Source organism: Novosphingobium sp. TK71 (genome assembly GCF_055361505.1).
In genome coordinates, this window is sequence record NZ_JBSZKA010000001.1 from 1258336 (window position 1) to 1281853 (window position 23518).

The following is a 23518-nucleotide window of genomic DNA, read 5'->3' on the forward strand; positions in this document are numbered from 1 at the left end:
AATGGCTCCCTGTTAGCGGATATTGAGGATGTCGCCGGTGACCGACGAGGTGTTGGAGGTGACGATGCGCTCGCCCGGCTGGAGGCCGGAGAGGATCTCCACCTGTTCGGGATTGCGGCGGCCGGTCTTCACGGCGCGGCGGCGGGCATGGGCGCCATCGGCGTCGAGCACGAAGACCGAGGAACCGCCGCCCGCTTCCAACCAGCCGCCGACAGGGGCGACCAGCGCAGGCGCGGTGCTGCCAAGCGTGATGCGGATATCGAGCGTCTGCCCGCGATTGAGCCCGGCGGGCGGCGCGCCCGCAAAATCCAGTTCGGTGCGGAAACGCCCATCCTTCACGGCGGGCAGGACTTTCGAAACAGTCAGGCGGGCGCCATCGGCAATGGCCGTCTGCCCCACGGCGACGCGGCGCAGGTAATATTCGTCGACATCGGCGGTCAGCTTCCACGAACCTTCGCTGTCGACCTGCCCGGCCGGATCGCCCGGTTTGAGCGCCTGTCCGGGCTGGATCGTGAAATTGGTGAGGCGGCCGCCCATCGGCGCGCGGATCGTCAGCGCATCGAGGCTGGCGCGCACGGCCGCAAGATTGCTTTCGAGACGGCTGCGGGTGTCACCAAGCCGCGCGCCTTGCGTGGCGGTGATGCCCGCCTCGCGCGCGCTCCCCGATTGCAACTGGGCCAGCCGCTTCTGCTGGTAGGCGGCCTCTTCGGCATAGCTGCGCACACCGGCATCGGAGAGATAGCCCTGATCGTAAAGCTGCTGGCGGATAGCCAGTTCGCGGCGGGCCTTGATGAGATCGTAATTGGCCTGCGCCACCTGCCCGGCGCGGTCGATGCGGTTGCGCTCGATGCCGAGGTTCTCCCCCGCAACGCCGCCAAGCTGGCTCGCGATCTGCGCCTCGCGGGTCAGCACGTCGAGCCGCAGTTCGGGATTGGCGAGCGAGGCCAGCGGCTGGCCTTCGGAAACCATGGCGCCGTCCTGCACCAGCAGCTTCTCGACCTGCCCGCCCGAAAGCACGCCGACCAGCGTGGTGACTTTCGGCGCAACCGCCGCGCGCACCGGCAGATAGTCGGCGAAAGGCGCGCGGCTTACTATGCCGGTCTCGATCTGGGCAGCGGCGATGTCGGTCGATCCGCTGGCCGGCAGCAGCCGCCAGAGCAGCACGGCGGCCACCGCGACGCCGGCAATCGCCACAACGGCGGGCCGCCGCCATAGCGGCGCGCGGCGGCGCTCGACTTTGCGATCCATCTCCGCGCCGGGGGAAACGGTTGCATGTACGGGCTGTTCGGTCATCATGGGAACAGTGTCACCCATGTCCGCCGGAAAGCCTAAACCTCGATGAATGCTGGAGTTTTTGAAGATGCCGGTCCCAGTGACCGTCCGGCCGCGGACACACTGTCCGCAAATGGACAGTCAGGCGCCTTGTCAAGCGACGGTACGATTCTCCTGATCGACGACAACCCTGCCGTGGCGGGGGCCATGGAAATCGCATTTCGCCTGGCCGGGCGGCGGCTCGATACGGCCAGCGGCCCGGAAGAGGCATTGTCGCGCCTTGCCAGCCGGCGGTTCGATGCCATCCTGCTCGACATGAATTTCACGCCCGGCCAGTCCAACGGGGAGGAAGGACTGGCCTTGCTCTCGCGGATCATGGCCGACGATCCGGCGGCCTGCGTCGTCGTCATCACGGCGCACAGCGGCATCCGGATCGCGGTGGCGGCCATGCAGGCCGGAGCGCGGGACTTTGCGATGAAGCCATGGCGAAACAGCGAACTGGTGGCCAAAGTGGAGGCCGCTATCGCGCGGGACGCCCCTGCCGCCCCGGTTCCGACCGCCATGCCGCCCGAAGCGGAGCCTGTCCGGCTGCTCGGCGAAAGCGCGGCGATGCAGGCCCTGCGCGAACTGGTTCGCCGCGTGGCCCCCACCCCAGCCGGGGTGACGGTGACCGGGGCATCCGGCAGCGGGCGCACGCTCACGGCGCTGGCCGTCCATGCGGCGTCCGGGCGGGGCGAGGAGGAGCCCCCCAGGATCGACCTGCGCGACGACGGCGCATGGGTTCGCCTTCAGGACAGCACCGGCACGGTAATCCTGCGTCACCCCGACAAGCTGGGCGAAGTGGCGCAGGCTCGCCTGTTGGATCGTCTGCCGTCAGCCGTGCGCTGCATCGCGATCGCCGACGATCTCGCCACCCTGTCACCGGCGCTGCGGCGCCGCATCGCCACCGTCGAAATCGCGGTGCCGCCACTCGTCCGGCGGGAAGGCGACGGCATCCTGCTGGCGCGGCACTTTGCGCGCAGGGCCGCGGAGCGCTTTGGCCGTCCCCCGCCCCGGCTGACGGCGGCGGCCGAAGAGGCAGTCCGCTCGACCGTGTGGGACGATGAAGTGCGCGGACTGGCGCTGGCCATCGAACGCGCGGTGCTGCTGGCGGAGGACGGAACGGTCGATGCGGCGGCACTGGCATTGCCGATGGCGCCGGTTGCCACCGGTTCCCCGGATGCCAGCTTCGACCTTACCGACGCCGAGAAAGCGATGATCGAGGCGGCTTTGCGCGAACATCGGCACAATGTGACTCATGCCGCCGCCGCGCTGGGCCTCAGCCGGGGCGCGCTCTATCGTCGGATGGCGCGCTATGGGCTTTAGGCTGGGCGCCATCCCTTCCGGGATCGGGCTCGCCCTGAGCGGTGCGGTGGCGACCGAGGCCTGGCATCGGGGCATGTGGGGCACGCTGACCGGCGCCAGCCTGCTCGCGGTCTGGATCGTCCTGATCCGCGCCTGGCGCTCGGGAACGGAACGGGTGCCCGCTGCACAAGCCGTTCTGCCCGCGCCGCCGGAAATCGGCTCGCATCGTCTGCTGCTCGATGCCGCGCCCACCCCGATGCTCGCGATACAGGGGAACAATGCACATGCCCTCAACCGTGCGGCGCGCAAGCTCTTCGCGACGGACGACAGGGTTCTGCCCGTGCCGCCCGCGCTGGCCGATGGCCAGGCCAGCCATTTCCGCCATCAGGGACGCAGCTGGCGGATAGACAGGGTTCTGCTGGCAGCCGAAAGCCGCACCGTGGTCACGCTGATCGACATCGAGCAGGAAGAACGCGCGGCGGAAGCGCGGGCGACCGCCGAAATGATACAGGTGCTCGGCCACGAACTGCTGAACGGCCTGGCGCCGATCGTCTCGCTGGCGGACAGCGGCCTGGCCGCGATTGACAGCCCCGCGCCCGACACGCCGCTGCTTCGCGAGATCCTCGGCACATTGACCCGGCAGGCGGAAGGCCTTCAACGTTTCGTCGAAGCCTACCGCATTCTGGCGCGCCTGCCTGCTCCGCAACTCCGCTCCATCCCGGTTGAGCAGCTCATCGAAGACCTTACGCGCCTTTGCGCCGGGCGCTGGCCGCAGGTCGCGATTTCTGTGGACGTCAAGGAAGGCCCTTCCCGGCTGATGGACCGCGACCAGATCAGCCAGGCCCTGTGGGCGCTGATCCAGAACGCAGCGGAGGCCGCAACCGCCGATCGCGGCGCGGACGCCCGGATCGAACTGGTCGTGCGCCGTCAGGATCAGGGGCTGGCCTTCGAAGTCCGCGACAACGGCAACGGAATCCCGCCCGAACACGAGGCGCTGGTGTTCCGGGCATTCCACACGACCAAGCCCGAAGGCACCGGAATCGGCCTCAGCCTCGCTCGCCAGATCGCGCATGCCCATGGCGGGACACTCTCGACCTGGCGTAGCGATCAAACGATATTCTGCCTGATCTTGCCGGACTAGAACCGCCCTCGCAGCGCACATCGGCCCGGCGCCGGATTCCGGCCGGGCGATAGCCCGGTCCGAGCTTGGTCCCCTCCATTTCCCTGAAGTGGATGTTCCGCTGGACCGGCCACCTGCTTCATCCCCCCGCCGGGCCACAGAGCCTTGTCAGATCGCTCACCATGACGAGGGCGACCGTGAATCAGGGATTTAAAATGACGGAACAGCTTCTTCGCGCGCGCCGCCGGCCTTTCCTGGCCGGCACCGCGCTTCTTGCCCTGTGCACAGCGGCCACGCCGGCCCTTGCCCAGACGGGCGCGCAAACTTCTTCGGCCGATGCGGACAAGACCGGCGACATCGTCGTCACCGGATCGCGCATCGACCGCCCCGGATACGAATCGCCCACCCCGCTGCTCCACATGACCCAGGCCGACCTCGACGTGGTCAGCCGTACCAACGTCGGCGCCGCGCTGGCCGATCTCCCGCAGTTCAAGGCCTCGCAGTCGCCCCAGACCTCGGGCACCAATGCGCAGGCCGGCCGCTTCCCGATCAACATCCGCGGCCTCGGCGAGACACGCTCGCTCGTTCTCGTCGACGGACGCCGGCTGGTCAGCGACAACGATCTGAACACCGTGCCTTCGATCATGGTCAAGAGCGTGGACATCGTTACCGGCGGCGCTTCGGCGGCCTGGGGTTCCGATGCCGTCGCCGGCGTCGTGAACATGATCATCGACAGCGATTACGAAGGCGTGCGCCTCGGCGCCGAGGGCGGTTTGTCCTCACGCGGGGATGCGGGCCAGGTGAAGTTCGAGGGCAAGTACGGCACCGCCTTCGCGGGGGGCCGTGGCCACCTGGTGATCGGCGGCGAATACCTCGACAACAAGGGCATCCTCAAGAAGACCGACCGCAAGAACACCGGCCGTTTCGCCACCATCAGCAACACGCTGACCCCCGATGTCGGCCTGGCCACCCGCCTGATCGGCGGCTACATCACCTCGGGCGTGCTCAAGGGCTATGGCTTCAACCCTGACGGCAGCCTGCGCACGCCCGATATCGGCACCGTGGTCGGCACCAACATGGTCGGCGGCGAAGGCCCGTCCGACGACGAACGCAGCCCGCTCATCACGCCGCAGCAGCGCTACACCCTGATGGCCAAGACATCGTTCGAGCTGACCGACACGCTCAAGCTCAGCGCGGACCTGCGCTATTCGCGCTACTACAACAGCTACACCTGGTTCGGCGACCACACCGGCAGCGTTACCATCAAGTCCGACAACGCCTTCCTGAACGACGACATCAGGCAGATGCTGGCGGATGCCGATCAGGGCAGCTTCACCATGGCCCGCTACAACGCGGACCTGTCGTACAGCACCATCAACCTCGACCGCCGCAGCATCCAGGGCACGCTCGCGCTCGACGGCAGCTTCGGTGACGGGCGGTGGCGCTACGGGGCCTATTACAGCCACGGCCAGTACCGCAACAAGATCAACACCCCGGGCTTCCTGATCACCCAGAACTTCAACAATGCGGTGGACGCGGTGATCGACCCGGCCACCGGCGAGGCGGTCTGCCGTTCCGGCGCGGCGGGCTGCGTGCCGATCGACCTGTTCGGCGAAGGCGCGCCCTCGCAGGAAGCGATCGACTACGTGACCGGCACGCCGCGCCTGAACAGCCTCAACAAGATCGACACTTACGGCGTCTCGCTGCGCGGCGAGCCGTTCGACCTTCCCGCCGGGCCGGTCTCGATCGCGATCGGCGCCGAAGGGCGCAACCTGTCCACCGTGTCGAAGGTCGGCGAACTCGATGCCGCCAAGGCCTTCACCTCGTTCTGGTTCAACTCGCTGCGCGGCAAGTACGACGTCAAGGAAGCCTTCGCCGAAGTGGTGGTGCCGGTGATCCGCGATGTGCCCGTACTGCGCAAGCTGGAACTGAATGGCGCCGTGCGCGCATCGGACTACAGCACCAGCGGCACGGTATGGTCGTGGAAACTGGGCGCCACCAACGAATTCCTGCCCGGCGTGATCGGCCGCGTCACCCGCTCGCGAGACATCCGCGCACCCAACGTCAGCGAACTCTACACGAACCAGACGGTCAGCAACGTCAACATCGTCGATCCGCGCTACACCGATGACGGCAGCCGCAGCGTGGTCGTCTATGGCGGCGGCAACCCTTCGCTGAAGCCCGAAAAGTCGGACACCTGGACGGCCGGCATCACCACCGCCCCGCTGCACGGCCTGACTGCCTCGATCGACTATTTCAACATCGCGATCAGGGACGTCATCACCAGCATCAGCGCGCAAGTGCTGATCGATCGCTGCGATGGCGGCAATACCAGCCTGTGCGACTATATCACCCGCGACAGCACCGACCGCATCACCAGCGTCGCGTCGTCCTCGGTCAACCTGTCCGAGTTCAAGAGCGACGGCGTGGACGCCGAAGTGGCCTACACGCTGCCGGTCAACAACGATGCCAACGGCCGCTTCAACTTCCGGCTGGTGGGCACCTGGGTGAACCACTTCACCACCGACGATGGCGTGACCAAGGTCGAATACGTGAAATCGCAAGGCTATGCCTTCGTCAACGGCGTGCCGCGCATCCGCGCCAATGCCTCGGTCGGCTATGCCAGCGACGGCTTCAGCGGCATGGTGCGCGCACGCTACATCTCGGCCGGCTACTGGAACCGCACCAGCACCGCGCTGACCAACAACCGCATCCCCGCCTATGCCTATGTCGACCTGCAACTGAGCCAGAAGGTTCCCTTCGGCGACGGCGGCAAGCATTTCGAGATCTACGGCAACGTGTCGAACCTGTTCGACAAGGACCCGCCGCTCTACTCGACCTTCTCGCCGTATTACGACGTGATCGGACGATACATGACGGTCGGCGCGCGTCTGGAGTTCTGAAGAACGCCCGGCGGCAAAAAGGAAAGGCGGCGGGTTTCACACCCGCCGCCTTTTTTTTTGGCCTGTAGCATCACCCGAAAGTCAGGGATTGAAGCGGCGCATCCACTCCACCAGCACCGGGTCAGGGTGCGAGGCAATTATATGCGAGAGAACCTCGGGCCGTTCGTCCTGCCCCAGCTTGAAAATGCCCGTGCACGAACGGATTTCCGCGCGAAAGCCGATGATCGCATCTGCCAGTCGGGAATAGCGCCCGCCCAGTTCCTCCTTGCTCCACGGCTCCGGGCGGCAGCGTTCCATCTCGTCTATCAGGATCTCCAGCGCAGGCCCGGTCAGTGCATCGTCGAAGCGCAGGTCCGCCGTTATCTTCAGTTGCACATAGTTCCAGGTGGGCGCCCAGTCGCGAAGGCCCGCGTGCTCGGGCGAAACGTAGCCCTGCGGCCCGGTGAACAGCAAATGGGCGGCAGAACGCGCGCGCAAGGCGCGGTGGAGCGGATTGTGCCGGGCCATGTGCCCGATCAGTGCAGTCAGGTGCCCCTGTTCATCATATTCGCCCACGAGCGGCAGCAGCGATGCCTGAACCTCATTCCCGCCGGCCCATGACTGCACCCAGGCGAGCGGGTACCCTTCGATCAGGAAACGGACGTCCTGCGGGCCATAGGCCGCGAATGATTCATTCAAAGCGCTGCTCCTCGTGCACGCGGCGATAGATACCGCGCCGATCCGTGCAGTGGGTCAGGCACTGGTCCACCTCAAGGTCCAGTATCGTCAAAAAGCGGGGTCCAGAATGGCGGATGGTCCCAGGCCCCGCCGGGGCCTTCCGCCCCGGCAAAAGGCTCAGTACTCGAACGAGGCGGCGTTGCCCTGTGCTTCCTCGAAGGCGGCCGCCGTCTTCATGGCCAGCGCGACCTCGCTTCCGGACATGCCGGCGAACCACGGCGCGGCCTTCGGCTTGCGGCGCGGCCATTGTTCGTCCAGCGTGGCGGCGTCGTAGAGACGGCCGTTCTGCATCACCAGCTCCAGCGAACGCGTGTTGCGAATGTCGGCCAGCGGGTCCTTGTCCAGCACCAACAGGTCGGCCAGCTTGCCCGGCTCGATCGAACCGAGATCGAGCGCCCGCCCGATCACCTGGGCCGAGCCGATCGTCGCCGCCTGAAGGATCTGCGCAGGACTGGCCCCGCCCGATGCCATCGCCTCCAGTTCCCAGTGATAGCTCAGCCCCTGCACAATGCCATGAGCGCCGACGCCCAGCAGACCGCCCGCGCTGCCGATGTCGCTCGCCTGCCGGGCGAACAGGGCGAACCCCTGCCCGTCCGCACGGTTCCACTGCGCGGAATCCCGTTTTGCCGCGAACGCGAACTCGGGCACGAAGCGGGCAAGCTTGCTGTCGAAGTCGTCCTGATGCCCGGCCACCATCGCGCCCAGCGGCCCCGGCGCACCGTAGAGCACCAGCATCGTGGGCACCGTGGCGATCCGCGAACGCACCAGCATCTGGATCATGTCGTCATGGATCGGCGCGATCGGCAGGCTGTGCTCGTTGCCGGCATAACCGTCGAGCATCTGCGTCAGATCAAGGCGATAGTCGCTCGCGCCTTCCGTCGTCGGCATCAGGCCCAGCGCCTGCGCCCCTTCGATCAGATGCCGCCGCTCGGCCCGGTCGCCGACCATGTACTCCTTGATGTTCGGCGTGCGGTAATAATCCGAATAGCGCCGCAGCGTGGCGATGGCCTCTTCGCGATCGCCCATCGGGCTGGTGCGGAACACGCCCTCTCCGGTCGAGAAGGCGCGCTGCCCGATCATGAGCCCGGCGTCGATCATGTCCGCATAGCCGAACACGTCGGGGTCGAAGGTCTGCACGTCGAGACCGGTGGTCACGCCGTAGGCGAGGTTGGCGGCGAAATCCCAGTGCCCGATGTCGAGGATACGGCGGCGTGTCTCGAACCAGTGGGCGTGAGCGTCGATGAAGCCGGGCACGATGAACTTGCCCGTCACATCGCGCACCTCGGTGCCGTTAGGTACCTTCAAGGTGCCTTTAGGTCCTATGCCGGCGATGCGATTATCGACGATAAGCAGGTCGGCATCGTCGATGACCTCCGCCCCCTTCATCGTGGCGACCCGCGCGCCGCGCAGCAGCAGCCTGCCCCTCGGAACGTCGCGCGGCAGTTGCACGTCCATCAGCGCACTGCGCGCCCGCGCCTCGACGGCAGCCGGTTTCCCGCTTTCGGCGGCGCCCAGATCCAGTTGACGCACCGTCGAGCCCACCGACCATACCAGCGAGCGCATGTCCGGCGCCCAGTCCATATAGTCCGCCCCGATCGCCGTAATCCGCCGCGCACCGGACGCCGGATCGCTCACCGTGACGGTCGGCGCCTCGCCCTGCTTCGCCTCCGGCACCGGAACGAGGTACAGCTGCGAGGCATAACGGACCAGCGCGGTTCGGCCGTCCGCGCTGAGCTGCGCGTTCTTCAGCGGCGCGGGCGCGTCGAAATACTGGCTGTCGGGCCGCGCGACCAGCTTGACCAGATGGCGGGCCGCGTCCTCAGCCGATGCTGCGCCGTCAACCGGGTGCGAGGAAATCCAGCCATCGGCATAGTAGCGCACCCGCCCCGGATCAGCATCGCGCCGCAAGTCCATCGCCGCCCCGACACTGCCGAGCGAGGTCATCACGCCCCCGTCGGCCGGCACGCGCACCAGCGAAGAAGGCATCGGCCCAAGGCTCTCGGCGGAGCGGTAGAGCCGGTCGTGCTGGCTGGCGCTGAAGGCCACCACGTCCCGGTCGCCCGCCAGAAACAGCGGTTCCGAGTAATAGGCCGCCTGCGACGTGATGCGGCGCGGCGCGGTCCTGCCATCCGCCGCCGCGACCCAGACATGGCCTGCCTCCTTCGCGGTCCAGGTAACGTAAGTGACAAAACGGCCATCGTCCGACCAGCTCGGCTGCCATGCGGAACCGGGCACCTCAAGGCGCCGGGGCTTGGCGCCCTTGCGGTTCTCGGCAATGTAGAGACGGCCCAGGGCGCCGAACACCACGCGCTTGCCGTCCGGCGAAAGACGCGGCGTCTGGATCACGCGGACATGGACGGGGCCCTGATCGATGCGGTGCTGGCGCCGCAGGTCCGGCCCCATCTCGTGCCGGACGTGCGCCTCGAAGGGGATGTCCGCCAGCGACCCGCTCGCGATGTCGAGCCGCTTCAGACCGCCGCCCTGCCCCAGGTATATGCTGCGATCGTCGGCGGAAAACACCATGCGGGGCAGCAGGTCCACATAGTATCCGCCGGACTGGCCGTCCGGGTCCAGCGGACCATGAACCACGCGGTCCGAGCCGTCCTCAAGGTCTCGCAGGTGCAGGACGGTCTGCTGGCCCTCATGCGTGGCATAGGCCAGCAAACGGCCGTCATGCGACAGTGCCGGGCGCATGGCACCGCCGGGCGTGGTCATGAAAGCCTGCTGCTGGCGGGTCGCCAGATCGAAACGCACGATCGTCCAGTGCGGCAGCGCCCCGCTGGTCCATGTGGTTCCCGCCTTGGTGGCGTAGTACAGGCTCCTGCCGTCGGGCGAGGCGACCACGCCCATCGCATTGCGCCGCTCCGGGTGAGGATCATCGCCGTTCGGCTGCGCCTTGACCAGCACTTCGCGAGCGCCGCTCGCCACATCGAACGACAGCAGCTCGAACGCCAGCACACCCCAGATCATGCGCGACACGTAAAGCGTCCTTCCATCTGGCGACCATGCCGGCGAGCCGTAGTGCGGCGCCCCGCTCTCGTCTTTCGACACGCGGCGAGCGTTGCTGCCGTCGGCATCCACGATCCACAGGTTGTCACGCCCGTCACGATCGCTGACGAAGGCGATATGGCGGCCGTCCGGCGAAAACACCGGCTGGGTGTCAAAGGCGGCGCCGGTCATCATCGGCCGGGCCTTCCCCCCTTGCACGGGGAGGGCATAGATATCGCCGAGCAAGTCGAACAGGATGGTGTTGCCATCCGGCGCGACATCAAGCGCGGGCCAGGTGACTTGCCGGGTATCGTATTCGATCACCCGCCCGGTCAACGGCGGTAACGTATCCGCCCAAGCCGCCGGGCTTGCAAGCAGCGCCGCGGCCGTCACGATCGCCGAATTCGCCAACCACCTGTTCACCGCATCACCTTTCACGTCATAAATCGGGGCACATTCCATTGCGGTCCGGGCACCGCCCGCAAAACATCCAGTTTGCATCCAGCGAGGGGACCATTGCCGGCGTGCCGGATCGGCCGGTCAGACCGTGCTGAGGAGCAGGCTGGTCTCGCTGTTGAGCACCCCGTCGATCATGCGCACCTGCCGCAGCACGCGATCGAAATCCGAGAGGCTCGCCGCACGGATGTCGGCGACCAGATCCCAGCTACCGTTGGTTGTGTGCAGGGTGCGAATCTCGACGATCCCCCGCAGCTTGCGGATGACCTCGGTCGTCGATTTTCCCGTGATTTCGATCAGCATCACCGCACGGACCGACAAGTCGTCGTAATCGTCCCGGACGCGGATGGTGAAACCCAGCAACGTCCCGGTATCGACCATCCGGTCCAGACGGCTCTGCACGGTGCCGCGCGCCACACCCAGGGCATCCGCCATCCTGGACAGGGACGCGCGCCCGTCAGCCCGCAGATAACTGATTATGCGCCGATCGAGATCATCGGGGATGAATTTTGCAGACACCACGCAGCAGCACTTTCATTCATGCAATTTGCCTAATTGGACTATAAAAATTCTCCAAAATTGGGCGAATTGCAAGGCAACCTTGCCATTTATACCAACAGCGTGCCGCCTTACGATCCGTCCGGTTCACTTCCCAAAGGACAGATTCATGGCCCCGCCTCCTTCCCCCCTCGCCTTCATTCCCTTCGTCAGCGTCGAGAACATGATGCGCCTGGTGCATCATTTAGGGATCGAGACCATGCTGCGTGAACTCGCCGACGCGATCGAGGCGGACTATCTGCGCTGGCCCATGTTCGAAAAAACCGCCCGGCTGGCCTCCCATTCGGACGAAGGCGTGATCGAACTGATGCCGACTTCGGATGGAGAGGCTTTCGCCTTCAAGTACGTGAACGGTCACCCGAGCAACATCGCCAGGGGCCTGCAGACGGTTGCCGCGTTCGGCCTGCTGGCGCGCGTCGACACCGGCTACCCATTGCTCCTGGCCGAGATGACCCTGCTGACGGCCCTGCGCACCGCCGCAACTTCGGCGATGGTCGCGCGCAAGCTCGCCCCGGCGGACTCGCGCGTCATGGCAATGATCGGCAACGGCGCGCAGGCGGAATTCCAGGCGCTGGCGATGAAGGCCATCGTCGGCATCGAGGAAGTGCGCCTCTTCGATATCGACCCCGCCGCCACCCGCAAGGTCGCGCTCAATCTGGAAGGGTCCGGTCTCGGCGTAGTCTCCTGCGAAACCTCGCAGGAGGCGATCGAGGGCGCGCAGATCGTGACGACCTGCACCGCCGACAAGGCCTATGCCACGATCCTTTCCGACAACATGGTCGGCGCCGGCATCCACATCAACGCCATCGGCGGAGACTGCCCCGGCAAGACCGAACTGCACAAGGACATCCTGTCGCGCGCCTCGACTTTCGTCGAATTCGAGCCCCAGACCCGCATCGAAGGCGAGATCCAGCAGATGGAAGCGGCCTATCCCGTGACCGAGTTCTGGAAGGTCCTGAACGGCGAGGCGCCGGGACGTGCCGATGCCCGGCAGATCACCCTGTTCGACAGCGTCGGTTTCGCGGTGGAGGACTTTTCGGCGCTGCGCTATGTACTGGGCAAGCTGGAAGGCACGCAATTCTTCCAGCAGTTGGACATCCTTGCCGATCCCGACGATCCCCGTGACCTGTTCGGCATGCTTCAGCGCGCCGCCGCCTGACGGGGAAAGCACGCGCCTGGACCCGCACTTCAATGTGATATTGGACCTTTACGGCTCCAATATCACGGCGAAGAAGCGGCCGCGTTCGATACTGGAGAATGAGAATGGGCGATACGATCCTCGAACGCGTGACCATGGACCGCAGGACGGTTCTGGCAGCGACCCCCGTGGTGCTTGCCGCCGGCACCGCGCCCGCTCTCGCCGGAGCGCGGCCGAACGGCTCGGGTCCGGGCGATATCGTCACGATGACCGCAACCGACCTTTCCGCCGCGATCCATCGGCGCGATCTCTCCAGCCGTGAAGTGATGGCCGCGCATCTGGCCCATATCGACAAGCTGAACCCGCGTTTCAATGCCATCGTCTCGCGCGTGGATGGCGATGTGCTGCTGCGACAGGCGGCAGCGATGGACGAGGATGCCGCCGCCGGCCGCTTCCACGGTCCTCTCCACGGGTTTCCCCATGCCGTGAAGGACACCGCCCCGGTCAAGGGCGTACGCACGACGCAAGGATCGCCGCTCCTGCGCGGCAATATCCCGACCGCCGACAGCCTGGTGGTGGCGCGGATGCGCCAGGCCGGCGCCGTGTTCATCGGCAAGACCAACGTTCCCGAATTCGCCTTGGGCTCGCACAGTTTCAACCCCGTGTTCGGGACCACCCACAATGCCTATGCCTACGGCCGTGCGGCCGGTGGCAGCACCGGCGGCGGCGCGGTCGCGCTGGCACTGCGGATGGTGCCTGTGACCGATGGCAGCGACTTCGGCGGCTCGCTGCGGAACCCGCCCGGCTGGAACAATGTCTTCGGCCTGCGCCCCTCGTTCGGCCGCGTCCCCTCAGTCCCCAACACCGACTTTTTCTGGCAGAACTTCGCGACATCGGGGCCGCTTGGCCGCACGGTGGCGGATCTCTCCATGCTGCTTTCGGTCCAGGCGGGTGGCGACAGGAGCTCACCGTTCTCGCTTGGCGACGATCCCGCCATGTTCGCGCGGCCGCTTGACCGGGACTGGAAGGGCGGCAGGATCGGCTGGCTGGGCGATCTCGACGGCGCCTTGCCGATGGAAGCGGGCATCCTCGACACATGCGCCAGGGCGCTCAAGGCCTTCGAGGCGATCGGCATGAAGGTAGAGGCGGCCAGGCTTGCCGAACCGGCGGCAGATATGTGGCGCACGGCGAAGATACTACGTCAGTGGTCGGTCGGTGCCGATCTCCAGGCGTTCTACGACGATCCGGCCAAGCGCGCACAGATGAAGCCCGAGGCGATCTGGGAAGTAGAGGGCGGCATGAAGCTGACAGGCCCGCAACTGGCCGAGGCATCTGCCGGGCGAACCCGCATCTATCAGGCCTTCGACGCCGCCTTCGAACATTTCGACTTCCTTGTCCTGCCCACCGCGCAAGTCTTCCCTTTCGACGTCAAGGAGCGCTGGCCCACGCAGATCGCGGGGAAGCCAATGGACAGCTACCACCGCTGGATGGAAGTCACCCTGCCCGCGACGATGGCCGGATTGCCTGCACTCGCCGTTCCCGCGGGCTTCGGCGGCGCACTGAAGCTTCCCATCGGCCTCCAGATCATCGGGAAGCGACACGACGACCTGGGCGTTCTTCAGGTGGGTCACGCTTACGAGAAGGCATCCCCCTGGATCGCCTCCACGCCGCCGCCGGCACTGCACGGCAGAGGCTGATAATCCCGGGCCATCATCGAAGTCGTGGACACGTTCGCTGCCAGCGGTGGCAGCAAGCTCAGCGGCGCTGGTGACACGCGGCGCTGATGACTTCCGAGCACCTGCATGATGAGCGGGCGAATGCGGCTTCGAACGCCCTCTCCCGCTCATCATGTTTACGGATGCTTATCTCGCGGATCGCGCAGGTTTGCGGAAACGCGTGCGAAAATCGGTGAGGTCGATCGTGAAATCGTCCGCCTTCATATATTCCTCATCTGTCAACTTGGGCTTTTCCTCGGCCTTGTACCACTTGGCATAGTCAGACGCGTCCACGCTATTGACCTTGTAATGCGTCGAATAGGTTCGCACTTTCACCTGCGGCACCTTCAGGGCGAGGTCGAAAGTCATCAGGCGCAACCAGCCGTCGCCGATTCCCATGCCTGGCTCCAGCTTTGCTCCGGCATCCTTGGCAGTCTGCGCACGGTCCTGATAGTCTGCCAGCACCTGGTAGACCGGATGGCCGAATTTATTGAAGTCCGTGCGGAAGGCCTGCGCGTGTTCGTGTCCGCAGAGCACCATGAATATCTGATCATGCTGACTGAGGAGCTTGTCCCAGATCATCTGGGGGCTGTTATCCTCCGGATCGGCGGCTGCGTTGTCGATGATCGGATTGGCCAGACGTTCGCCGGCGGTGTTCAGGAAGTCATGCATCGAAACGATGGTCGGCAGGCCGGGATATCTGGCGATCACATCCGCCGCCCACTTCAGCGAGGCATTGGGTGCATCGAACTGCAGGCCGATGTGCAGGAAGCGATAGCCGCCGGCCGTGAAAATCTGCGCGCTGTCGGCACCGTCGTCATGGCTGGCGACATACCACGACTGGTCCTTGAAGTACTGCGACTGGTTCGAGAAGACCTTCTTCCAGTTCGACAGGCCACCCGAATGCAGCATGCCTACATCCGCCGCGCTGCGGACCTGCGCGGCCGGCGGATGGTTCCAATCCGTCCACATCGCATCATAGTCGTGATTGCCGGGCACGACCGAGAACGGCACTTTGCCTGCAATCATGTCCCAGCCCTGGCGGACTGTCGGCATTTCGACAGTGTGGACCTTCTCGGTCGGCGCGAAGTGGGCATCCATCATAGGGTTGGGGGCGCGCTTGAAGCCACGGGCCGCGTGGGCCGGATCGATCATGAGCGACTGGTGCTGCCAGTTGTCGCCCAGACCGTCCACGAAAGCGATATCGCCGCCGGCGCTCTTCAGGTTGGCGGCGACAAAGGCCATCTGGTCGAGGAACATCTTGCTGGCGTCGAATGCAAAGCCCTCACCGGTCTGGTGGGTGTAGTCGACATAGTTCTGCGTATCGGGGATTACCGCGATGGTGAAGCTGTCGTCGGCCTTGTCTGCGGCTGTCGCAGGCGCGCAAGCAAGCGCCACACCGGTAAGGCAAGTGCAAAGGGCGAGCAGGCGGGAAAGCGTTTTCATGATTCCATGGCTCCGAGAGATGTCAGGAAAGGTCAGAACGAGAAGCGCAGCGTCGCGCCGTAAGTCGCCGGATCGCCGAAGAAGGCAACGTAAGTGCCCGGCAGGACCGAGCCGTAGTTGAAGTAATTGGTGGCGTACTTCTTATCCGTGACGTTGCGGCCCCAGACCGAAAGATCCCAGTTGTCGTCGATGCGCACGCCCGCACGCAGGTTCAGCAGCCCGTAACCGCCAGTGCGGGTGAGCGCGGAATCGTCCAGCGAACCGAAGTATCTGGAACGATAGGAGAATTCGGCGCTGGCATAGCCGATGAGGCGGGAGGCGATTTCATGCTCGTAGGAGCCGTTGATACCGGCCGTCCACTTCGGAGCACCCGCAATCGCGCGGCCCGAGAGGTCGCAGGTAGCCTGTCCGGTCGTTTCGACAGGGCATGGGCCTTCGGTGTACTCGCGGTACTTGGCGTCATTGTAGGCGACGAAGCCATGGAGCGTGAATCCCCGTATCGGGCGCAACGTCGCTTCGGCTTCCACACCCTGCGTGCGGGCACTGCCGGCGTTCGTCAGAAGCTGCACGACCTGATCGTTCACCTCCATCAGGACGTTGGCCTGATAATTGCGGATATCGGTGCGGAACACATCAAGGTTGACGGTTAGCGCATGGTTGAGGAAGTCGCCCTTGATGCCGGCTTCATAACTGGTCGCCGTTTCCGGCTTCACTTTAAGCGCGTCGGCGCCAAGCCCTGAAGGCGGCAGCGTGGTGTTGAGACCGCCCGCCTTCTGCCCGCGCGAAACCAGCGCATAGACCATCACTTCAGGGTTGAAGCGGTAGTCGGTGCTGAACAGGAACGAAGGCGCCGTATTGGAAATGCGCGCATGGATCGGTCCTGCCGCCTGCGAGGCGAGCGCAGCGACAGGATCGCCGGTCGCGGTGCTGACCGGCACCGGGCGGGTCACGTCTTCCTGCTTGGTTTCGTAAGTGACACGCAGGCCGCCAGTCACGTTCCAGTTCGGCGTCACATGCCAGTTGACCTGACCGAAGCCGGCGATGCTGTTGGTTTCCGGCGCGGCATGCGTATCCCAGCGCGTGCCGTTATAGGCCAGCAGGGTCGCCAGCGCCGCCGAGTAAGGAGCATAGGCCTTGATCGTCGCGGTGGGCAGGCCCGCCAGCCACGCCGCCGCATCCTCGCCATAGGAGACGTACTGCGTCGTATCGACCTTCTGATAGAAGTAATAGATACCCGCCACCGCATCGACGTTGCCCATGCGCGGGAAGGCCAGACGGACTTCCTGCGTAAACTGGTCGTTCTTGATGTGATAACCGCCGTACATGACATCGGCGCTGCTGCCTTCGGTGTCCGAGGCGCTGTCGTATTGCCAATAGCGATAGGCGGTGAGCGAAGTCAGCGTGAAGCCACTGCCGAAGTTCCAGTTGATTTCGGCGGAGCCCGCTCCCTGACGGGTGCCAGTGCTGTACGGGCCGGCGGCAGCGGTGGTAAGACCATCCGGATCAATCGCGAGCGTGGCGCCGGTGGCGTCCAGCTTGGTCTGGATAGCGGATGGGGTAAGACCCCAGCTCGGGATCACAGTGACCGCCCCCGAACTTTGCTGCTCGCGCGCATATTCACCGATCAGCCGGATGCTGAGATCGGCGGAAGGTTTGTAGAGAAGCTGCAAACGCGCACCGCGCCGCCCAAGATCGCTGACCTTGTCGCCGTTGGTGATGTTCTTGACGATACCGTTGCGCGTGGTGTCATAGCCGGTCAGGCGGAAAGCGAGATTGTCGCTGATCGGGCCGGTGACGGTGCCCTGGTACTGCTGGTAGTTGAAGCGCCCGTTCGTCACTGCCCCTCGGCCACCCCAATCGAACTGCGGCAGTTCGGTGGTGATGTTGACAGCGCCTGCGGTCGTATTCTTGCCGAACAGCGTCCCCTGGGGACCGCGCAGCACTTCGACTTGCGCAATGTCGATCAAGTCGCTCGCCGCCATGCCCGGACGGCCCAGGTAGATGCCGTCGATGAAGACACCCGCGCTGTTCTCCAGCCCGTCGCTGCCCGGATTGTTGCCGATGCCGCGGATCGAGATGCTGGTCTGGTGACCGTTGGTGACGACGACATTGGTGCTGGGGACGAGCTGGTTGAGGTCCTCCAACCGGATATGGTCATTGCGGCGCAGGTCCTCCGCGCCAATGGCGGTAATGGCGAGCGGAACGTCCCCGATCTTTTCCTTCACCTTGCGGGCGGTGACGACGATGGCGTCGCCGGACCCATCTTCCGCCGGGAGGGACTGTGCAGGAACCTCCCCGGCATGGGCCTGCCCGGCGCTGAGCGCCAGAACGCTTGAGAACAAGGCGAATTTTCCGATCACGACCCGAATCCCTTATTTACAATTCCGAAATACGATACGGCCGTGTATCGTTATTATGTGACAGATTTGTGAGACTGAATTTGGTAGAAGGGCTGTCGATGAAGGACGAAACGGAAGCGCCGACACGCGGTCGAGGAAGGCCGCGCGATGAAGAAAAGGACGTGGCCATTGCCGAGGCTACCTGGCGGATTCTCGCCGAAAAAGGGTATGAAGGGCTGACCTTTGAAGGCGTGGCGGAACTGGCTGGTTGCAGCCGTTCCACGCTCTATCGGCGCTTTGCCCACAAGGCCGAACTGGTCGAGGCGATACTTGGTCAGACATCGCGCCGGATCGAACCGAAGATCGACGAAACGATGAGCCCGCGCGAAATCCTGCTGGCCCACGCCCGCGCGCTATGCGTTTACATGGCCGGTCCGCGCGGCCCAGCGATGCTGATGATGTCGGTGAGTGCCGAACACCATGCCGACCTCTCCGCCGCCATCGCTCGCCACGGTACAAACGAGCAGGCATTCTACCTGCGCGAGCTGGAACGTGCCCGCCCCGGCACCAGCGAACAGGTGCGCGACTTCGCTTTCAATACGCTGATCGGAAACATCATCTTCCATGTCGCCGTGCTGCGCACCACACTGACCGAACGGCAGATCGTCAGGCTGGTTGACGGCGCGTTGGCACTGCTGGAAATGGAACCGGGCTGATCGATGCCCCCGCCGATAAACGCTGTTCCATCGAACATGGCATACAGCCTAGGGGCACGACCTGCCATCCCTGCCCAAGGAACCGTGTTCGAGACTTGCGAACCGCGTGACGGAAAACCCCACAGGCAGGGTCGTCGTGCAGTTCGCAGTTCCAGATCTTGATCCACCGGCATCGGACCCCACAGCTTATCCGCCGCGCAACCCCCGCAATAGCGTCTGGCGGGCATGCGCCACGCGCGGATTGCGTAGAGCCGTAGGCAGCCAGACCAGCGAGTAGGGATTGGTCAATGGCGTAGAAGTCGGCGCGATCTTCACCAGACGCCCTTCGGCGATATATTCACGGCACATATAGTCGGGCAGAACCGACCAGCCCACGTTGGCCTGCAACATCTGACGTAGCACTCGCAAATCCGGGCTCGTCAAACCCGGCGATGTATCGACATGTCCAAGGCGCTGATGCCGCAGCCACGTGTCGATCAGTGGACGGTCCAGATTATAGGCCACCATAACCTCTCTCCTGAGCCCCGCTTCCAGCGATGATGCCGCCTTTATGCGGGCGGCAACCTGCGGTGCGGCTACGGCATGAACCGGCTCGTCACGGATGATTTCACTGTGCAGACGAGCGTCGACGATGGGATAGGCCGAAACACCCAGATCGAAATGCCCCTCCAACAACATCTGCTGCACCAGATCACGATGCGCCGGTTGCAGCCGCACCCGCATCCCAGCCGCAATCAACGAGGGCAGATGCTGCACGATCTCTTCCGCGATAAAATCGGCATGACCGATGATGCGGATCACCCCGGCCAGATCGGAAGAGCGTGCCCGCGCCTTGCCCATCGCCTCTTCCGCCCGGTCGAGCAGGTCGCCCAGGTCCTGCGCGAGTTCGTCAGCGGCCATGGTAGGCTCCACCCCGCGCGACCGGCGCTCGAACAGGGAGCGGCCGAATGCCACTTCCAATCCGGCGATGTGCTGCGAAACGTTGGATTGGGTGAGAGCCAGGCTGCGCGCCGCGCCGGAAATAGAGCGCAAACGGTAGACTTCGACAAAGGTGCGCAGGCGAACAAGGGACATGGGTAAAGTTCCATCAGATTTCTGATGGCTGCTTGCACTAGCCTTGTGAGTCAATGCCTGCAACTCCGTCTAGAAGGGCGGCAACGGAAACGACCCGGCGCTTCGAAGGAGCCCCCATGCTGACCAAGACACTCTACACCACCGCCGCGACCTCCTCGGGGGGCCGGGATGGCCGCGCCCGCAATGCGGATGGCTCTCTGAATGTCTGGCTCGACATGCCGGTCGAACTGGGCGGGCGCGGCCATGGCAACAACCCCGAACAGCTCTTCGCTGCCGGCTACTCCGCCTGCTTCCTCTCCGCGATGAAGAGCATCGCCGGATCACTCGACATGAAGGTGCCCGCAGAAACCACGGTGACCGCCACTGTCGGCATCGGCCCGCTGGCGACGCAGGGCTTTGGCCTGTCGATCGCGCTGACCGCAGACCTGCCTGGCGTGGAGCGCGCCGCCGCCCAGCGGCTCATCGAGGCTGCCCATGAGGTCTGCCCCTATTCCAACGCCGTGCGCGGCAACATCGACATCGCCCTGACGCTGGCCTGAAATCTGCGAGACACACCATGACCGACCATTTCAACGATCTGAGCAACATCCTGCGGGCCATGAAGAAAGCGCATCTCGCCGCCGGCCCCGCCAGCCCCACCCTGCGCCGCGATCGCCTGCAACGCGCCGCGCGCCTCATCACCGACCACCGCGCCGCTCTGGTCAGCGCCATCAGCGCCGATTTTGGCAACCGCGCCGCCTACCACACGCTGGCCGCCGATATCGCGACCACCGCGGCCGGGCTGCACCACAGCGCCGCCCATGTTGACCAGTGGATGGAACGCGAAAGCGCACAGGTCACCGACCCTGCCGTGGCCGCATGGATCGAACCGCAACCGCTGGGGGTGGTGGGCATTGTCAGCCCATGGAACTTCCCGATCAATCTGGCCTTTGCTCCGCTGGCCGGCGTGTTCGCCGCCGGCAATACGGCTCTGATCAAGCCCTCCGAGTTCACGCCGCACACCTCGGACCTGATTGCGCGTCTGGTTGGCGATGCGTTCGACGCCGATGAGTTAGGCGTGGTGATCGGCGGACCTGATGTGGCGCAGGCCTTCACATCGCTGCCCTTCGACCATCTGGTGTTCACGGGCAGCACGTCGGTCGGTCGCCATGTGATGCGCGCCGCGGCGGAAAATCTGGTGCCGGTGACGCTGGAACTGGGTGGGAAATGCCCGGTGGTGGTGGACGATGGTTTCGACATCGCTACGGCGGCAGAGCGCACCCTGACGGTCAAAACCTTCAATGCCGGGCAGATCTGCCTCTCGCCTGATTATGTGATGATGCCACAGGATGCCGTGGAGGGGTTCGTGGCATCGGCCAAGGCATTCATGACGCGCGCCTTCCCGGCCATTCAGGCCAATGACGAGTACACCTCGATCATCGCCCCGCGTCATTTCGACCGGCTCCTCGACCTTATCGCCGATGCGCAAGCCAAGGGCGCGACCATCGTGCCGCTCAACGCCGTCGGAGAGCCCGTGCATGACGCCGCCACGCGCAAGATAGCCCCCGTGCTGATCCTGAACGCGACCGAAGACATGCGCGTGATGCAGGAGGAGATCTTCGGCCCGCTGCTGCCGGTCGTCGCCGTGGACGTGGACCAGGCCATCGCCCGCATCAACGCCCATGACCGACCGCTGGCCGCCTACCTGTTCAGCGACCGCGAGCCCGTGCAGGAACGCTTCGCCGCCTCGGTCACCTCTGGCGCCCTGGTCATCAACGACATCATGTCGCATGCATCCATCGAAAGCCTGCCCTTTGGCGGCGTGGGAGCCTCAGGCATCGGCGCTTACCACGGGGTGCATGGCTTCCGCCGGTTCAGCCATTTCCGCCCCACCGTGCGGCAGTCTGCCGAAGGGCTGAGCGGACTGCGGTTGCGCGCTCCTTACGCCGACAAAAAGGCTGCGCTGGAAACTATACTGAGCCCGAAGAACTGAAACACATCCCATTCATTCCTTCCGCATCCGGTGCGATGAAGCGCCGGGCGGACAAGAGAGGTGAACACACATGAAAATCCTTATGGTTCTGACCAGCCATGACGCGCTGGGCGATACGGGCAAGAAGACCGGCTTCTGGCTGGAGGAATTCGCTGCCCCCTATTACACCTTCCTCGACGCCGGGGCCGATATCACCGTCGCCTCGCCCGCTGGCGGCCAGCCCCCGCTCGATCCCAAGAGCGATCTGCCCGATTTCCAGACGCCGTTGACCACGCGCTTCAAGGCCGACCCGGCAGCGCAGGCGGTTCTGGCGTCCACCGTGAAGCTGGAAACGGTGAAGGAAGAGGATTTCGACACGGTGTTCTACCCCGGCGGCCATGGGCCCCTGTGGGATCTGGCCGAGAGCGAACTCTCGATCGCCCTGATCCAGAGCTTCGCCAAGGCCGGCAAGCCACTCGGTCTGGTGTGTCATGCGCCGGGCGTCTTGAAGAATGTTAAGGCCGCCAACGGCGAACCCTTCGTGAAGGGCCGCACCGTTACAGGCTTCACCAATGGCGAGGAAGAAGCCGTGGAACTGACCGATGTGGTGCCCTTTCTCATCGAGGACACCTTCATCGCGCAGGGCGCCGATTACCGCAAAGGCCCTGACTGGGCGCCCTTCGTGGTGCAGGACGGCACGCTGGTCACCGGCCAGAACCCGGCCAGCAGCGAGGATGTGGCCAAGGCCCTGATCGCCATGGTCGCCTGACCCGCGCCTGACGCCGCCCACGCAAGTGGCGGCGTCAGGCCCATCTCTCTATGCGATAGAATTCTTCGGCCACAGCAATGTCTCGTGACTGGAGATTCCAGCTGGCGATCAGGAAAAACGCTTCGCGCCGGCGACGCAGAGGATGACGATGACGGTCGACGCGATCATCGTCCATGCAACCGGCTCTCCGAGAACAACACCCGCAAGGAGCAGCCCGAAGAAGGGCTGTAGGAGTTGAAGCTGGCCAACGCCGGCAATGCCGCCGATGGCAAGACCGCGATACCAGAACACGAAACCCAGCATCATCGAGAAGACCGAGACATAAGCAAAGCCGGACCAGGCACGCCAGCCAATGTCGCCCCAACTAATTGGCATGGTAGCGAAAGCTATGATGGCCATGACCGGCAACGAGAGGAGCAAAGCCCAGCTTATGACCTGCCATCCCCCAAGGCGCCGTGAAAGTGACGCACCTTCGGCATAGCCCAGCCCGCACAGCACGATCGATGCTAACATCAGCATGTCTCCGGTCAGCGAACCGCCTGCGCTGTAGTACAGGGCGAAACCGGCCACCGAAGCAGCTCCGATCGTCGAGAAAAACCAGAAGGCGGTTTTTGGGCGTTCGCCACCGCGCAGCACGCCGAAGATGGCCGTGGACAGTGGAAGCAGCCCCACGAAAACCACCGAATGCGCAGCCGTGATGTGCTGGAGGGCAAGACCGGTCAGAAGCGGAAAGCCGAGCACCACGCCGATCGAGACGATGGCGAGGGGCAGCAGGTCGGAGCGCGCAGGCCGCTCCTGCCGGAGTGCCATGAGGAAGACAGCGCCGAGCAGCGCCGCGATGACGGCACGTCCCGATGTCACGAACAGGGGGGTGAAATCCGCGACGGCGAGACGCGTCGCCGGCAGAGACCCGCTGAAGATGATGACGCCCAGGATGCCGCTGCCCCAACCGGCTGTAGTCCGTTCCATGATTCCTCGCTTTCGCGATCGGACTATCCGGAAAGGTCTGGCC

17 protein-coding genes are annotated in these 23518 nt (G+C 64.8%); 9 read left to right on the plus strand and 8 right to left on the minus strand.

The genetic code is table 11. The annotated features are described in order from the left end of the window. Positions 1 to 12: 12 nt before the first annotated feature. Positions 13 to 1314, minus strand: coding sequence for an efflux RND transporter periplasmic adaptor subunit (locus ACXJ16_RS21560; protein WP_231635619.1), 1302 nt, complete (start codon positions 1312 to 1314; stop codon positions 13 to 15). A 108-nt stretch (positions 1315 to 1422) separates the two neighbouring features. Between ACXJ16_RS21560 and ACXJ16_RS21565 the strand changes: the two genes are divergently transcribed. The 3 genes from ACXJ16_RS21565 (at position 1423) to ACXJ16_RS21575 (ending at position 6639) form a co-directional block, all read left to right on the plus strand. After that, positions 1423 to 2637: a sigma-54-dependent transcriptional regulator gene (locus tag ACXJ16_RS21565; protein WP_463921882.1), complete on the plus strand. Its 1215-nt coding sequence runs from the start codon at positions 1423 to 1425 to the stop codon at positions 2635 to 2637. Continuing rightward, entirely contained in the window at positions 2627 to 3757 is a 1131-nt protein-coding gene (locus ACXJ16_RS21570; protein ID WP_463921884.1) for a sensor histidine kinase, read from the plus strand. The genes ACXJ16_RS21565 and ACXJ16_RS21570 overlap by 11 nt, the downstream gene beginning before the upstream one ends. Positions 3758 to 3951: 194 nt before the next feature. Continuing rightward, on the plus strand, positions 3952 to 6639 hold the full coding sequence (locus ACXJ16_RS21575; protein ID WP_185999932.1) for a TonB-dependent receptor domain-containing protein: 2688 nt from the start codon (positions 3952 to 3954) through the stop codon (positions 6637 to 6639). Between the two features lie 81 nt (positions 6640 to 6720). Here the strand turns inward: ACXJ16_RS21575 and ACXJ16_RS21580 are convergent, their stop codons facing one another. The 3 genes from ACXJ16_RS21580 to ACXJ16_RS21590 form a co-directional block, all read right to left on the minus strand. Continuing rightward, the gene (locus ACXJ16_RS21580; RefSeq protein ID WP_463921885.1) at positions 6721 to 7317 is read right to left on the minus strand and encodes an FMN-binding negative transcriptional regulator; all 597 of its coding nucleotides are present in this window, start codon (positions 7315 to 7317) and stop codon (positions 6721 to 6723) included. Positions 7318 to 7473: 156 nt separating this feature from the next. Next, positions 7474 to 10767 carry an amidohydrolase family protein gene (locus tag ACXJ16_RS21585; protein WP_463921887.1) on the minus strand — a complete coding sequence of 1098 codons (3294 nt, stop codon included), beginning with the start codon at positions 10765 to 10767 and terminating at the stop codon, positions 7474 to 7476. A 117-nt stretch (positions 10768 to 10884) separates the two neighbouring features. After that, the gene (locus ACXJ16_RS21590; protein ID WP_054435761.1) at positions 10885 to 11322 is read right to left on the minus strand and encodes an Lrp/AsnC family transcriptional regulator; all 438 of its coding nucleotides are present in this window, start codon (positions 11320 to 11322) and stop codon (positions 10885 to 10887) included. 145 nt (positions 11323 to 11467) lie between these two features. Here ACXJ16_RS21590 and ocd point away from each other — a divergent pair, with 145 nt between their 5' ends. Together ocd and ACXJ16_RS21600 are read left to right on the plus strand one after the other, a co-directional pair. Continuing rightward, positions 11468 to 12517: an ornithine cyclodeaminase gene (ocd, locus tag ACXJ16_RS21595; RefSeq protein ID WP_454798386.1), complete on the plus strand. Its 1050-nt coding sequence runs from the start codon at positions 11468 to 11470 to the stop codon at positions 12515 to 12517. A gap of 104 nt (positions 12518 to 12621) precedes the next feature. Further along, positions 12622 to 14193, plus strand: a complete 1572-nt coding sequence (locus tag ACXJ16_RS21600; protein ID WP_463921889.1) for an amidase — start codon at positions 12622 to 12624, stop codon at positions 14191 to 14193. A 165-nt stretch (positions 14194 to 14358) separates the two neighbouring features. Here ACXJ16_RS21600 and ACXJ16_RS21605 read toward each other — a convergent pair whose 3' ends face one another. Together ACXJ16_RS21605 and ACXJ16_RS21610 are read right to left on the minus strand one after the other, a co-directional pair. Continuing rightward, complete coding sequence (locus tag ACXJ16_RS21605; RefSeq protein ID WP_463921890.1) at positions 14359 to 15657, minus strand: metallophosphoesterase; 1299 nt, start codon at positions 15655 to 15657, stop codon at positions 14359 to 14361. A 32-nt stretch (positions 15658 to 15689) separates the two neighbouring features. Next, positions 15690 to 18017, minus strand: coding sequence for a TonB-dependent receptor (locus ACXJ16_RS21610; RefSeq protein ID WP_463921891.1), 2328 nt, complete (start codon positions 18015 to 18017; stop codon positions 15690 to 15692). A gap of 98 nt (positions 18018 to 18115) precedes the next feature. On the opposite strand from ACXJ16_RS21610, the gene ACXJ16_RS21615 reads away from it, so the two are divergent. Next, the gene (locus ACXJ16_RS21615; RefSeq protein ID WP_132469182.1) at positions 18116 to 18712 is read left to right on the plus strand and encodes a TetR/AcrR family transcriptional regulator; all 597 of its coding nucleotides are present in this window, start codon (positions 18116 to 18118) and stop codon (positions 18710 to 18712) included. Positions 18713 to 18898: 186 nt separating this feature from the next. Here ACXJ16_RS21615 and ACXJ16_RS21620 read toward each other — a convergent pair whose 3' ends face one another. Next, positions 18899 to 19786: a LysR family transcriptional regulator gene (locus tag ACXJ16_RS21620; protein ID WP_463921893.1), complete on the minus strand. Its 888-nt coding sequence runs from the start codon at positions 19784 to 19786 to the stop codon at positions 18899 to 18901. Between the two features lie 116 nt (positions 19787 to 19902). Here ACXJ16_RS21620 and ACXJ16_RS21625 point away from each other — a divergent pair, with 116 nt between their 5' ends. The 3 genes from ACXJ16_RS21625 to ACXJ16_RS21635 all read left to right on the plus strand — a co-directional run bounded on the left by ACXJ16_RS21625 (position 19903) and on the right by ACXJ16_RS21635 (position 22506). After that, complete coding sequence (locus ACXJ16_RS21625) at positions 19903 to 20325, plus strand: organic hydroperoxide resistance protein (protein ID WP_463921894.1); 423 nt, start codon at positions 19903 to 19905, stop codon at positions 20323 to 20325. A gap of 17 nt (positions 20326 to 20342) precedes the next feature. Beyond that, positions 20343 to 21758 carry a coniferyl aldehyde dehydrogenase gene (locus tag ACXJ16_RS21630; protein WP_463921895.1) on the plus strand — a complete coding sequence of 472 codons (1416 nt, stop codon included), beginning with the start codon at positions 20343 to 20345 and terminating at the stop codon, positions 21756 to 21758. 70 nt (positions 21759 to 21828) lie between these two features. Beyond that, on the plus strand, positions 21829 to 22506 hold the full coding sequence (locus ACXJ16_RS21635; protein ID WP_463921897.1) for a type 1 glutamine amidotransferase domain-containing protein: 678 nt from the start codon (positions 21829 to 21831) through the stop codon (positions 22504 to 22506). A gap of 108 nt (positions 22507 to 22614) precedes the next feature. Here the strand turns inward: ACXJ16_RS21635 and ACXJ16_RS21640 are convergent, their stop codons facing one another. After that, the gene (locus tag ACXJ16_RS21640; RefSeq protein ID WP_463921899.1) at positions 22615 to 23475 is read right to left on the minus strand and encodes a DMT family transporter; all 861 of its coding nucleotides are present in this window, start codon (positions 23473 to 23475) and stop codon (positions 22615 to 22617) included. Positions 23476 to 23518 lie beyond the last annotated feature (43 nt).

Coding starts and splice junctions, on each gene's coding strand:
- ACXJ16_RS21640 (WP_463921899.1), bottom strand. CDS start 23,475: ATGGAACGGACTACAGCCGGTTGGGGCAGCGGCATCCTGGGCGTCATC.
- ACXJ16_RS21575 (WP_185999932.1), top strand. CDS start 3,952: ATGACGGAACAGCTTCTTCGCGCGCGCCGCCGGCCTTTCCTGGCCGGC.
- ACXJ16_RS21605 (WP_463921890.1), bottom strand. CDS start 15,657: ATGAAAACGCTTTCCCGCCTGCTCGCCCTTTGCACTTGCCTTACCGGT.
- ACXJ16_RS21600 (WP_463921889.1), top strand. CDS start 12,622: ATGGGCGATACGATCCTCGAACGCGTGACCATGGACCGCAGGACGGTT.
- ocd (WP_454798386.1), top strand. CDS start 11,468: ATGGCCCCGCCTCCTTCCCCCCTCGCCTTCATTCCCTTCGTCAGCGTC.
- ACXJ16_RS21570 (WP_463921884.1), top strand. CDS start 2,627: ATGGGCTTTAGGCTGGGCGCCATCCCTTCCGGGATCGGGCTCGCCCTG.
- ACXJ16_RS21625 (WP_463921894.1), top strand. CDS start 19,903: ATGCTGACCAAGACACTCTACACCACCGCCGCGACCTCCTCGGGGGGC.
- ACXJ16_RS21620 (WP_463921893.1), bottom strand. CDS start 19,786: ATGTCCCTTGTTCGCCTGCGCACCTTTGTCGAAGTCTACCGTTTGCGC.
- ACXJ16_RS21630 (WP_463921895.1), top strand. CDS start 20,343: ATGACCGACCATTTCAACGATCTGAGCAACATCCTGCGGGCCATGAAG.
- ACXJ16_RS21560 (WP_231635619.1), bottom strand. CDS start 1,314: ATGGGTGACACTGTTCCCATGATGACCGAACAGCCCGTACATGCAACC.
- ACXJ16_RS21615 (WP_132469182.1), top strand. CDS start 18,116: ATGAAGGACGAAACGGAAGCGCCGACACGCGGTCGAGGAAGGCCGCGC.
- ACXJ16_RS21635 (WP_463921897.1), top strand. CDS start 21,829: ATGAAAATCCTTATGGTTCTGACCAGCCATGACGCGCTGGGCGATACG.